At 34.2% G+C, this 13170-nt stretch carries 7 protein-coding genes; all 7 read left to right on the forward strand.

Features of this window, described 5'->3' with window-relative positions; all coding sequences use genetic code 11:
• Positions 1-220: 220 nt before the first annotated feature.
• The 7 genes from AAYQ05_RS06220 to AAYQ05_RS06250 all read left to right on the forward strand — a co-directional run bounded on the left by AAYQ05_RS06220 (position 221) and on the right by AAYQ05_RS06250 (position 12983).
• The gene (locus AAYQ05_RS06220; protein ID WP_343541932.1) at positions 221-3286 is read left to right on the forward strand and encodes a SusC/RagA family TonB-linked outer membrane protein; all 3066 of its coding nucleotides are present in this window, start codon (positions 221-223) and stop codon (positions 3284-3286) included.
• Positions 3287-3296: 10 nt separating this feature from the next.
• The gene (locus AAYQ05_RS06225; RefSeq protein WP_343541934.1) at positions 3297-4874 is read left to right on the forward strand and encodes a RagB/SusD family nutrient uptake outer membrane protein; all 1578 of its coding nucleotides are present in this window, start codon (positions 3297-3299) and stop codon (positions 4872-4874) included.
• Positions 4875-4977: 103 nt separating this feature from the next.
• Positions 4978-6915: a glucosamine-6-phosphate deaminase gene (gene nagB / locus AAYQ05_RS06230; protein ID WP_343541936.1), complete on the forward strand. Its 1938-nt coding sequence runs from the start codon at positions 4978-4980 to the stop codon at positions 6913-6915.
• A 150-nt stretch (positions 6916-7065) separates the two neighbouring features.
• The gene (locus AAYQ05_RS06235; protein WP_343541938.1) at positions 7066-9132 is read left to right on the forward strand and encodes a beta-N-acetylhexosaminidase; all 2067 of its coding nucleotides are present in this window, start codon (positions 7066-7068) and stop codon (positions 9130-9132) included.
• 417 nt (positions 9133-9549) lie between these two features.
• Positions 9550-10248 (forward strand): DUF3592 domain-containing protein, encoded by a 699-nt coding sequence (locus AAYQ05_RS06240; protein WP_281633206.1) that lies wholly within the window; start codon positions 9550-9552, stop codon positions 10246-10248.
• A gap of 162 nt (positions 10249-10410) precedes the next feature.
• Positions 10411-11184 (forward strand): TlpA family protein disulfide reductase, encoded by a 774-nt coding sequence (locus AAYQ05_RS06245; RefSeq protein ID WP_343541942.1) that lies wholly within the window; start codon positions 10411-10413, stop codon positions 11182-11184.
• A gap of 179 nt (positions 11185-11363) precedes the next feature.
• Entirely contained in the window at positions 11364-12983 is a 1620-nt protein-coding gene (locus AAYQ05_RS06250; RefSeq protein WP_308854569.1) for an ABC-F family ATP-binding cassette domain-containing protein, read from the forward strand.
• Positions 12984-13170: the final 187 nt, after the last annotated feature.

Below are 13170 nucleotides of genomic sequence, written 5' to 3' on the forward strand. Positions count from 1 at the left end.
GCAACTTTAAACAATTAACTGCAAAGAGGCAATTTTTTTGAATAAAATTTCGCAAAAAAAGGATATTAGTGCTTAATTTTCCAAGTAGAACGTTTTCGTAAAGCGTATTATTGAATGATTTATGTCGTTGGTTTAAATTTTGTTGTCGTTGGTTTAATTTATTTTTTTTAACAATGCCTTAAGAATAATTTTACTTCATAACTAACAAAATAAAATAAACATGAAAAAAATTTTCTTAATCTTTATGATTGTTTTTACGGCGCAAGTTTCGCTTGCACAAGTAAAAAATGTCAAGGGTGTGATTACAGATTCTGACGGTATGCCATTACCAGGAGCTTCTGTTTCTGTACAAGGAGGTCAAAAAGGAACAACTACCGATTTTGACGGATTGTATACTATTGAAGTTCAAAAAGGTCAGAGCTTGGTTTTTACTTATGTAGGACTAGAAACTCAAACAATAGTTGTAGGAGATGCTGCTACAATTAATGTGAAAATGGTTGCAGCTGCATCAAATGCTTTGAACGAGGTTGTTGTAACTTCTTTAGGTGTTAAGAAAACAAGAAAATCTTTAACATACGCTGCTCAAGAACTTAAAGGTGAAGAGTTAACACGTGTAAAAGATGCCAACGTTATTAATACTATTGCAGGTAAAATTGCCGGTGTTGCAGTAACAAAAAGTGCTGGAGGTACTGGTGGATCTACAAAAGTTGTAATTCGTGGTAACTCTTCTATCATGAATAGCCAGCCACTTTACGTTATTGATGGTATTCCTATGTATAATGGTACTTCGAATCAGCAGGGTAATACAAATGCCTCAAATGATTCATTTGGTAGTACTGCTGGAGGTAACCGTGACGGAGGAGATGTTATTTCTTTGATTAATCCAGACGATTACGAAGGAATGACTGTGCTTAAAGGTGCTGCGGCTTCTGTATTATACGGATCACAAGGAGCAAATGGGGTTATTTTATTGTCTTCTAAAAAAGTTAAAGAAAACACAGGAAATTTAGCTGTTTCTTCTGTTACTACTTTTGAATCTGTTCATTCATTACCAGAATTTCAGTATGAATATGGTACAGCTGGGGCACAAAAATCTTGGGGAGGAAAAGTATCTTCAAATGATTTTGTAAAAGACTTCTTTGGTACAGGAGTTACTCAAATTACTTCTGCAGCTTTTACAACTGGATCTGATGTTTCTTCAACTAGTATATCTTACGCTAATACTACAGCTTCAGGAGTTATTGAAGGTAACGGCTTAAAGAAAAACAACTTTGGAATCCGTCAGACAGGTAAATTTTTCAACAATAAATTAACTGTTTCTGCTGATGCAAAATATACATCGCAAACAATTAATAACAGACCTGTAAACGGACTTTACTCAAACCCATTAACTGGAGTTTATTTGTTCCAAAGAGGAAATGACTTTAATTATTACAAAGATAATTTCGAAACATTTATTCCTTCTAGAAACCTATACGGTCAAAACTTCTACAGCGCACCAAATGCTGATATCTATGTTCAGAATCCTTATTGGTTAATCAACAGAAATAAATCTATTGATAAAGATAATTTCTTCAACGGAAATTTAGCTTTAGAATACAAAGCAAACAATTGGTTAAGCATTGCTGCAAGATATAGCTATAATAGAGTTGAAAATGATTATGATAAAAAGATTTATGCTACAACAAATACTTCTTTATCTAATATAAATGGTAGATATATAAACGTTGCTAATTTAAGCACACAACGTTACGGAGATTTGATTGCTAAAATTAATACTAATTTCAGCGAAGATTTTAGCTTTAATGCTATCGTAGGAGCAAGTATCAATAACACATTGGCAAATCAACAGACTACGTTAGATTCTGGTATTGTTGGCGGTCTTGTAAATGCTAACTTATTTACTTTAGGGAATTTTGCAAGTGCAAGTGGTTTAGATAACTTAAGCCTTCAGGCTACAGGTTCTTCAAGAGAGGTTCAGTCAATTTTTGCTTCTGCAACTTTTGGTTATAAAAACATGTTGTATTTAGATGTTACAGGACGTAATGATTGGTCTTCTACTTTAGTAAATACTGATACTTCATCTTATTTTTATCCATCTGTAGGGGTTACTGCTCTTATCAGTGAAATGGCAACAATGCCAGAATGGATTAACTTCGGAAAAGTAAGAGGAACTTATGCTCAAGTGGGTAATGACGTTTCTGCTTTTGTAACTTCTCCAAAATCGACTATTCAAGGTGGTAATATTATTCCTCCTGTAGTAGGTCCAAGACCAGGAGAAGGATTGAAACCTGAATTGAAATCAGAATTTGAATTTGGTACTGAATGGAGAATGTTCAACAATAGATTAGGTTTCGAAATTTCTTACTACAACTCAGAAACTAAAAATCAATACATTCAAGTTCCGGCTCCGGCAACAAACCCTTACGGTTATACTTTCTACGGGATAAATGCTGGTAGTATAGAAAATAAAGGACTTGAGCTTGTTGTTAGCGGTAAAATTATTGAGGGACAAAAATTCTCATGGGAAACTATGGTAAATTATTCTCACAATAAAAATAAAGTAAAAGAAATTCCAGAAGAATTAGGAGGTAAAATTCCATTAACTCCTGTAAATAATATTAATTACAGATACTCTTTAACAGAAGGAAGACCATTTGGTGTGATTGAAGGAAAAGGTATAGTTAGAAATGATAAAGGAGAAATTGTTTTAGACGACAAAGGAAACTTAGCAGTTGAAGCTGATTTCCATGAAGTTGGTAATGCAAACCCTGATTTTATGTTAGGCTGGTCAAACACATTCAAATTTGGTGCTTTTACAGCTAACTTCTTAATCGATGGACGTTTTGGAGGAGATGTAATGAGTATTACAGAATCTATGAATGATTTTTATGGAGTGTCAAAAAGATCTGGAGATGCTAGAAATGCTGGTGGTGTTGCTGTAAATGCAGTTATGCCTGATGGTACAAAAGTAACTAAAATGGATCCTCAGAAATACTATGAAGCTGTAGGTGGTCTTAACGGTGCTACTGCCGAGTATGTATATGATGCAACAAACGTAAGTTTAAGAGAGGTTTCGCTTGGATATACTTTCAACAAAAAAGCAATTCCATTTGTTAATACAGCAACTTTATCATTAATCGCAAGAAACTTATTCTTCTTTTATAAAGATGCACCATTCGATCCAAACATTGCTTTAAGTACAGGTCAGGGCTTACAAGGAGTTGATATTTATGGTTTACCATCAACAAGAAGTATTGGTCTTAATTTAAATGTAACTTTCTAATTAAAACATCATGAAAACAAATAATATAAAAAAATCACTAATCTGTCTTGGTCTTTTGGCTTTAGTTGGTTGTACAGATAATTTTGACGAGATTAATAGTAATCCTGATGGTTTTACACAAGAGGAACTAACGCAAGACTTTAATCATATTAAAGGGCCTTTTACTACGATGTTTGACAACGTGATGGTAAATGTGCCAGGGTGGAAGTATCAGGTAGCTATTGATTTATCGGGTAACACTTGGGGAGGATATACTACAGCACCAGGTTTTGACGGTAATAATAATCTTTCTTATGCGCTTGCTGACAACTGGAACCTTTGGGGTTGGGAAGCTATTTACACGCAAGTAATGGCAAATTACTTGAAAGTTGAAGCTGCATCTAAAGGAAAATATGATGAGTTTTATGCTTTGGCAACAATAGTAAAAGTACAGACTTTACATAAAGCTGCAGATTCATGGGGACCAATAGTTTATTCTAAATTAGGGACTACAGATGCAGCAATTGGATATGATTCTCAAGAAGAAGCTTATGGCTTAATGTTTAAAGATTTAGATTTTGCTGTTACGGAATTAACAAAAAGAATTGATGCAGGAGAAGCAAGTTCTTTTACAAAAATCGATCGTTCGACTTATAAAGGAGACTATACAAAATGGGTTAGATATGCAAACTCTTTGCGTTTAAGATTAGCAATGCGTATTGTAAAAGTTAATCCAACATTAGCTAAAGCGGAAGCTGAAAAAGCAATTAGCCAAAAATTTGGTGTAATGACAGTAAATGCAGACAGCTTTATTGTGAATAAAGATGTTTCACAACACCCACTTAGAGTTGCTGCTTACGAATATAATGATAGCCGTATGTCTGCAGATATGGAGTCTATCATGGGAGGTTACAATGATCCTAGAATAAGTGTTTATTTTAAAACTTCAGAACAGTTTCCTGGAGAATATAAAGGAATCCGTACTGGCGGTATTCTTGGTGATAAGTCAAAACACATTAATTTTTCGAATTTTGGTAAGATTATAGACGAAGACAAACAAGTTGTTTGGTTAAATGCAGCTGAGGTTTACTTCTTAAGAGCAGAAGGGGCTTTAAGAGGCTGGAATATGGGTGGTGACGCTGCAACATTCTACAAAGCTGGTATTACGGCTTCTTTTGAACAGCTTTCTGTAGGTGGTGCTTCTGACTATATTGCAAATAATGTAAAAACAGCTAAAGATTATGTAGATCCAGTTGCTCCATTCAATAGTGGTTTAGCTGTAAATAAAGTAACTGTTGCTTGGGATGATGCTGCAAGTAACGAAGTGAAACTGCAAAAAATCATTACTCAAAAATGGATTGCTAATTTCCCTGACGGTATGGAAGCTTGGGCTGAACACCGCAGAACTGGTTATCCTAAATTATTGCCAATTCTTAACAACCAAAGTGCTGGTGCAATCACTACTGAATATGGTGTAAGAAGAATAAACTTTGTTTCTACTGAAAAAGATGGAAACCCAGAAGGTCTTAAAACAGGTATTGCAAAACTTAACGGACCTGACAACGGAGGAACAAGAACTTGGTGGGATGTTAATGCTCCAAATTTCTAAAAAAGAGAATATTAAGTTTGGTTAGTAGTGTGGTATAGATGGCGTAAGCTGTCTATACCATATCTTAAAGCCATGATGGTAATTACTACAAAAAAGAAAAGAAATGAAAAGTGCTTTAGAAATAAAACCTGATATCAGTTATAAAAGCGCGGGAAAATTTGAAGAAACTCGTTTTGAGAAAATTCATAACGAAATCTTTAAAAGTTCTATTGAAGCTTCTGTAATTGTAGCACAGGAAATTGCGCAGCTAATTAGATCTAAACAAGAAAAAAATAAACCTTGTGTTTTAGGTCTGGCAACAGGTTCTTCTCCGATCAAAGTTTATGAGGAACTAGTGAGAATGCACAGAGAAGAAGGACTTAGTTTTAGCAATGTAATCACTTTTAATTTGGATGAATATTATCCAATGACTAAGGAGAATAATCAAAGCTATCATTATTTCATGCATGAGCATCTTTTTAATCATATTGATATCAAACCTGAAAATATTAATATTCCTGATGGTACTGTAGCAATTGAGGAAATCAATCAATACTGTATTGATTATGAAATGAATATTAAAAATGCCGGTGGTCTTGATTTTCAATTGCTTGGAATTGGTAGAACAGGACACGTTGGATTTAACGAGCCTGGTTCGCACATCAATTCAGGAACAAGAATTATTACCTTAGATCATATCACAAGAGTCGATGCTTCATCTGCTTTTAATGGTATAGATAATGTACCGAAACGCGCCATAACAATGGGAGTTTCAACTATTATGAGATCAAAACGTATTGTTTTGATGGCTTGGGGACAAAACAAAGCAGATATCATCAAAAGAACTATTCAAGGAGATATCAGTTCAGAAGTTCCGGCTACATTTTTACAGAACCATCCAAATGCAACTTTTGTTTTAGATCAGTCGGCAGCGTCAGAATTAACCCGTTTCAAAACGCCTTGGTTAGTTGGCGAATGTCTTTGGACTCCTGAATTAAAAAGTAAAGCTATTGTTTGGCTGTGTCAGAAAACAAAACAATCTATTTTAAAACTGACAGACCGTGATTATAATAATAACGGAATGTCTGATCTTTTGGCTCAGGAAGGTTCTGCTTATGATATGAACATTAATATGTTTAATATTCTACAGCATACTATTACTGGTTGGCCAGGAGGAAAACCAAACACAGATGATTCATTTCGTCCAGAAAGGGCAAATCCGGCAAAAAAGAGAATTATTCTTTTTAGTCCGCACCCAGACGATGACGTGATTTCTATGGGAGGAACATTTTCAAAATTAATCAAGCAAGGACACGATGTTCATGTGGTGTACCAAACTTCAGGAAATATTGCAGTTTCAGACGATGAAGCTTTAAAATTTGCAGAAGTTGCCAGTGATTTTATCGGAGAAGGTCAAGCTGATATCAATTTCAAATCGGTTATCGAGTTTTTAAATAACAAATCTGAAAATCAAATCGATTCTTTGGAAGTTAGAAAATTAAAAGGATTGATTAGAAGAAGAGAATCTTACGGAGCAACAAGATACATCGGATTAAAAGATGAGAATACACACTTTTTGGATCTTCCTTTTTACGAAACAGGACAGGTTAAAAAGAATCCGTTAGGACCAGAAGATATTGCTATCGTAAAAAACATTATTGCTAGAATTAAACCACATCAAGTTTTTGCTGCTGGAGATCTTGCAGATCCGCACGGAACGCATGAGGTTTGTTTAAATGCCATTTTTGCAGCATTAAAAGAGCTTAAACCAGAACCGTACATGAATGATTGCTGGTTGTGGCTTTACAGAGGAGCTTGGCACGAATGGGATATTCATGAAATTGACATGGCTGTTCCGTTAAGTCCTTCAGAAGTATTATTAAAACGTCATGCCATTTTACATCACCAGTCTCAAAAAGATAGAGTAATGTTTCAAGGAAATGATTCTCGTGAATTCTGGGTTAGGGCAGAAGATCGAAACAAAAACACAGCAATTTTATATGACGAACTAGGTTTGGCTGAATATGAAGCAATAGAGGCCTTTAAGCGTTTTGATTACTAAAAAAATCCGATTCGTTTTTTAATGAATCAAATAGCAAAATTCAGAATGATCTCATAGCAAAAGTGAGGTAAAGCTGAAATCACTCTGAGTTTTGTTTTTAATATAAATTTAGGATAGTCATTAAAAGCTATCCGACCAAAAAAAAGAAAAATGAAATATTTATTTGTACTATTATTTGCAGGTATATCGGCAGGTGCTCAAGTCCAGAAAGAGCAGCTGAATCTTATGCCTTGGCCTCAGAATGTTGTAATTAATGAAGGTAATTTTAATTTAAGTAAAAATTTTAAAGTAAATATTACTGGTAATCCAAATGCTAGAATTTTTGGAGGAGTAACTCGTTTTTTGCGCCGTTTAGATGGTAGAACAGGTATATTTTTTGAACAAGGTTTTATTACCAAATTAAATGAAGTTCCAAATGCAGAATTACAAATTAATTGTACCAAAAGCGGTAAAATTGGTTTGTACGAAGATGAAAGCTATCATTTGGATATTGCAGCAAACAAAATCACTTTAAATGCTTCGAGCGATTTAGGAGCTTTGCATGGTTTAGAGACATTGCTTCAAATGCTTCAAAACAATTCGAAAACATTTTATTTTCCAGTTTCAAAAATTTCAGATTTTCCAAGATTTACATGGAGAGGTTTAATGATGGATGTTTCAAGACATTTTCAGCCTATCGATGTAGTTAAAAGAAATATCGATGCACTGGCTGCAATGAAAATGAATGTTTTTCACTGGCATTTGGTTGACGATCAAGGCTGGAGAATCGAAATGAAAAAACATCCAAGGTTTACGCAAGTAGCTTCAGATGGAATGTATTACACACAAGAGGAAATTAAAAATATCGTAAAATATGCCGATGAGCGCGGTATTTTAATAGTTCCAGAAATAGATGTTCCAGGTCACGGATCTGCAATCTTAACAGCTTATCCAGAAATTGGAAGCAAAGTGATTACGCTGACAGGAGGAACATCCGAAAAAAATATTCAAGGTACAGCAATTGCTACCTATGGAATTGAAAGAAATGCTGGAATTTTTTCTCCAACATTAGATCCTTCAAATCCTAAAACATACCAGCTTTTAAGCGAAGTTTTTGATGAGGTTTGTCCCTTGTTTCCGGGTGCATATTTCCACATTGGAGGAGATGAAAACGAAGGAAAAGACTGGGACGAGAATCCTAAAATTCAGGAATTTAAAAAGAAGCATAATTTAAAAAACAACCACGAATTACAAACGTATTTTACAATGCAGTTGGCTCCGATGTTAAAGAAACACGGAAAACAATTGATGGGTTGGGAAGAAATTTTGACTAAAGATTTATCAAAAGATGCAATTGTACATTCTTGGAGAGGTCCAAACGAAGGTATGCCAGCCGGTCAATCTTTGGTAGAAGCAGTAAAAAAGGGATACAAAACCGTTTTGTCTAACGGATATTATATCGATCTAATGTATCCAATTGCAAGTCATTACTTAAACGATCCGATGCCAAAAGGAGCTAATTTAACAAGTGATGAAAAAGCAAGAATTCTAGGTGGCGAAGCTACTATGTGGACAGAATTGGCTACGCCAACAACAATAGATTCAAGAATTTGGCCAAGAACAGCCGCAATTGCAGAAAGATTATGGTCTGCAGAAGATATCGTTGACGTAGAAAATATGCGCAAACGCTTAGAAACAATTTCTTTTAGATTAGAAGAATTAGGCATTACACATATTCGTAACAAAGATGTGATTTTAAGAAATATCGCAAATAATCAGGATATCAAATCATTGGAAGAGTTTTCAAATGTAAGCGAACCGTTAAAAGGATATACTCGTAATAAAGGCGGAACAGAGTATCAAATGTATTCTCCGTTTACTTTATTTGCAGATGCTTGTGGACCAGACGCAAAAGATGCCCTTGCATTTGATTCAGCTGTAAATCAATATTTAACCAATAAATCTGAAGATAATAAAACTAAAGTGGCAGCATTTTTTACCAAATGGATTGCTGTTCATAAAGGGTTAACAGAATTAAGCAATAATGCACCATTGGTACAGCCAATATTACCATTATCTAAAAAACTAAATGATGCTTCACAAGAATTGCTATTGGCTTTGGATAATAAATCGGCTTTAAAAGCTGATGATTTGAAAAAGTTAGTAGAAGATTGTAATACGAAGGATCATGCCGATGTAGAACTAGCTGTTTATACAAGCTTGAAGAAACTATTGTAAAATTACTTTGAATTAGTGTTTAGTATTTTATTGCCTTTATTAATTTGAAATGATTTATCTCTGCCTGAAATATTTTGGCAGAGATATTTACAAAAGACATTTTTCTGGTCATATTATAAATGACTAGAATCAGATATATTTTCAAGAGTTAATAACAAAGTTCATGAAAATTAAGTGAGGTAAAATTTTTTACTGGGTTAAAATTGAGTTTGGTTATTTATTTTTTAATCTAAATTTTATTTCAAAACAATGTGCCAACTTTAGGTAATTTGTTATTTGGTTTTTGCCTGAATTAGGACATTTTAAACCTGACAATTCGTTGTCAGGTTTTTTTTTTTATTAAAAAAAAATACTCAAATTATTAGGAAAAAATTGTTTTAATATTATTTTTACGACAACTAATTAACTGTATAACTAATGAAAATATTTTCAATTTTTAATTTTGTATTCTCCATTATTGGCGCTGGCTTAATCGCTGGAGCTATTTATCTTTATGTAGATAAACAAACTTTTTTAGCGAAAGCAGAAATCGTACAGGGAACTGTTGTAGAATTGGTTCCGAAGCGATCTAAAGAATCAACAACTTATAGTCCGGTTGTTTCTTTTTCGACTAAAGCTGGTCAAGTAATTACTCATCATTCATCATTAAGCAGCAGCCCACCAAGTTATGATGTTGGTGAGAAAGTTGAAGTTTTTTATGATCCGGCGAATCCTAACAAAGCAGAAATAAAAGGCTTTGCATCGCTATGGCTTGGTGTATTGATTTTAGGAGTTGTAGGGGTAGTTTTCTTTTTGTTAGGTTCTTTGGGAATTTTATTTCGTTGGCTTAAAAATAATAAAATACAAAATTTACACGAAACAGGAAAACTAGTTTCAGCAAAATTTACTCAAGTGCAATTAAATACCGGTTATGCAGTAAATGGAAGAAATCCTTTTCAGATTTACGGCCAGTGGCAAGATCCGAAAACAAATGAATTATATGTTTTCAAAAGTGATAACATTTGGTTTGATCCTACAGAATTTGTAAAAACAAACGATGTAAGGGTTTTTATAGACCCTGAAAATCCAGCTAGATATACTATGGATATTTCTTTTTTGCCAAGGCTTAAGAATTAGGAATATTAGTTTAATTCCCGATGCAATCAAGTTCGCTATTGTTTTCGAGTTTATTCAATAAAAAGTAATAACAATAGCGATTTTTTGAATTAAAATTGGATGAAGAAAAATAGGCTTATTAAATTTTGATTACTTTTGGAATCAAATACATTTTCAGAATTCATGCAGAAATTTTTCACCCTTATACTATTCTTTTTCATCTTTTCGTTTAGCCAAGCTCAAAACAAATTCGGAAATCCAGAAGTAGACCCCACTCAAATTCAAAAAACTTACCCAGAATGGTCCGTTTATCAGAATAAAAAAATAATGCTTTCTAGAGACTTTATCGCTTTAGATGCATATTCAAAAGAAATTACTAAAGAAGTTTTTCTAGACCAGTTGGCAAACGGAAATTTTATTCCAGTTCGATTAAAATCAGAAGAAAGTGTATTCGTTTATAAGCTTTTTAAAATTTTGCCAAAAACAGATACAAGTATAAAAGCAACCATCAATCAAATTGGTTTTGATGCTTATAAAAACTATAAAATGGAAGGAACCGCTTTTCCGCAATTCTCATTCAAAGATCTAAACGGAAATCTGGTAACCAACGAATCCATGAAGGGAAAAATTATTGTGATTAAATGCTGGTACATTCACTGCACGCCATGCATTAGAGAATTTCCGCAAGTCAATAAATTAGTCGAAGAATATAAAGACAGAAAAGACATCGTTTTTATGAGTCTAGCCGAAGATTCAGCAGAACAATTAAAAACATTCTTAGCAAGAAAACCTCTTTCATATTCTGTAATTCCAGACATGAAAGTGTATATGAATGAATCGTTACAATTAAATTCGTTCCCAACACATTTTATTCTAAACAAAGAAGGAATGATTGCTAAAGTGCTTCCTAATTTTGAGAGTCTTGAAGTAGCTTTGGCTAAAGAAAGTCTGTTGTAATGTATTAATTAATCTCCCAAAGTAATTCCATTTTTGTCATTTCGACGAAGGAGACCCGAGCGATAGCTATCGGGACTGCAAGAAACCCACACAAGTATAAAAAACCTTAGCACCTTAGCATCTTTGCAACTTAGAACCTTTTTCACTACTTTTGCACCAAATTAATTAAAAAGACATTCATGTTAACAGTCAATAATTTATCAGTTCAGTTTGGTAAAAGAATTTTATTCGACGAAGTAAATACTACGTTTACTCACGGAAATATTTACGGCGTTATTGGAGCAAATGGTGCAGGAAAATCTACTTTCTTAAAAGTGATTTCGGGCGATATTGATCCAACTTCAGGGCACATTCATTTAGAGCCAGGAAAACGTATGTCGGTTTTAAACCAGAACCACAACATGTTCGACGAACACACTGTTTTGGAAACCGTTTTAATGGGAAATAAAGTTCTGTATGCTGTTAAAAAAGAAATGGATGAACTTTATTTAGATTATAATGATGCTAATGCAGACAGAATAGGGGAGTTACAAGTTCAGTTTGAAGAAATGAACGGATGGAACGCCGATTCTGATGCAGCAGCCATGTTGTCTAACTTAGGAATCACAGAAGCAGATCATTATACGTTAATGGCTGATATGGAGGGAAAAATGAAAGTACGTGTGCTTTTGGCACAGGCACTTTTTGGAAATCCTGACTTGCTGATTATGGATGAGCCTACCAACGATTTGGATTTCGAGACAATCGCTTGGTTAGAAAACTTCTTGGCAAACTACGAAAATACTGTAATCGTTGTATCTCACGACCGTCACTTTTTAGATGCGGTTTGTACACATATTTCTGATATTGATTTCGGAAAAATCAACCACTACTCAGGAAACTATACGTTCTGGTACGAGTCTAGCCAATTAGCGGCGAAACAGCGTGCACAGCAGAACAAAAAAGCAGAAGAGAAGAAACAAGAGTTGGAAGAATTTATTCGTCGTTTTAGTGCAAACGTTGCGAAATCGAAACAAGCTACTTCTCGTAAAAAAATGATTTCGAAATTAAATATTTCTGAAATCAAACCTTCTAGCCGTCGTTATCCTGCGATTATCTTCGATCAGGATCGTGAAGCTGGAGATCAGATTTTAAATGTAGAAAACTTAGCGGCTTCTGTAGACGGAGAAGTTTTATTCAAAGATATTAACCTGAATATGGCAAAAGGCGATAAAATCGTTCTTTTCTCTAAAGATTCACGTGCTACAACTGCTTTCTACGAAATCTTAAACAACGAACAAAAAGCAGACGCTGGAACTTTCGATTGGGGAATTACAACCAACCAAGCGTATTTACCAGCTGAAAACCACAAATATTTCGAAAACGATTTGAGTTTAGTTGACTGGTTACGTCAGTACGCTAAAACAGAAGAAGAGCGTGATGAGGTTTTCATTAGAGGTTTCTTAGGGAAAATGATTTTCTCTGGAGAAGAAGCTCTTAAAACTTCTAGAGTTTTGTCTGGAGGAGAAAAAGTACGTTGTATGTTGTCTAGAATGATGATGGAGCGTGCAAACGTTTTAATGCTAGACGAGCCAACGAATCACTTAGATTTGGAGTCTATTACAGCTTTCAACAACTCATTGAAAAACTTTAAAGGTTCTGTAATCTTCACAACGCATGACCACGAGTTCGCGCAAACAGTTGGTAACAGAATCGTAGAATTGACACCAAACGGAGTTATCGATCGTTACATGACATTTGACGAATATCTTGATGATGAAAAAATTCAAGAACAAAGAAAGAAGATGTACAATCTTTAATTTTTAAATTGCAATAATATTAAAATCCCAAATTCCAATTTTTGTGAATTTGGGATTTTTTATTCTATATCTTTTACGCATAGTTTGTCATTTCGACCGAAGGGAGAAATCTTCGTGAGAAGCTCGACAAAGATTGACCTTTGTTCCATACCCGTAAAAAAATCTCAGAATCCATTTTTAATTTGAG

Source organism: Flavobacterium movens, assembly GCF_039581425.1.
Lineage (GTDB): Bacteria > Bacteroidota > Bacteroidia > Flavobacteriales > Flavobacteriaceae > Flavobacterium > Flavobacterium luteolum.

Coding starts and splice junctions, on each gene's coding strand:
- AAYQ05_RS06250 (WP_308854569.1), top strand. CDS start 11,364: ATGTTAACAGTCAATAATTTATCAGTTCAGTTTGGTAAAAGAATTTTA.
- AAYQ05_RS06240 (WP_281633206.1), top strand. CDS start 9,550: ATGAAAATATTTTCAATTTTTAATTTTGTATTCTCCATTATTGGCGCT.
- AAYQ05_RS06235 (WP_343541938.1), top strand. CDS start 7,066: ATGAAATATTTATTTGTACTATTATTTGCAGGTATATCGGCAGGTGCT.
- nagB (WP_343541936.1), top strand. CDS start 4,978: ATGAAAAGTGCTTTAGAAATAAAACCTGATATCAGTTATAAAAGCGCG.
- AAYQ05_RS06225 (WP_343541934.1), top strand. CDS start 3,297: ATGAAAACAAATAATATAAAAAAATCACTAATCTGTCTTGGTCTTTTG.
- AAYQ05_RS06220 (WP_343541932.1), top strand. CDS start 221: ATGAAAAAAATTTTCTTAATCTTTATGATTGTTTTTACGGCGCAAGTT.
- AAYQ05_RS06245 (WP_343541942.1), top strand. CDS start 10,411: ATGCAGAAATTTTTCACCCTTATACTATTCTTTTTCATCTTTTCGTTT.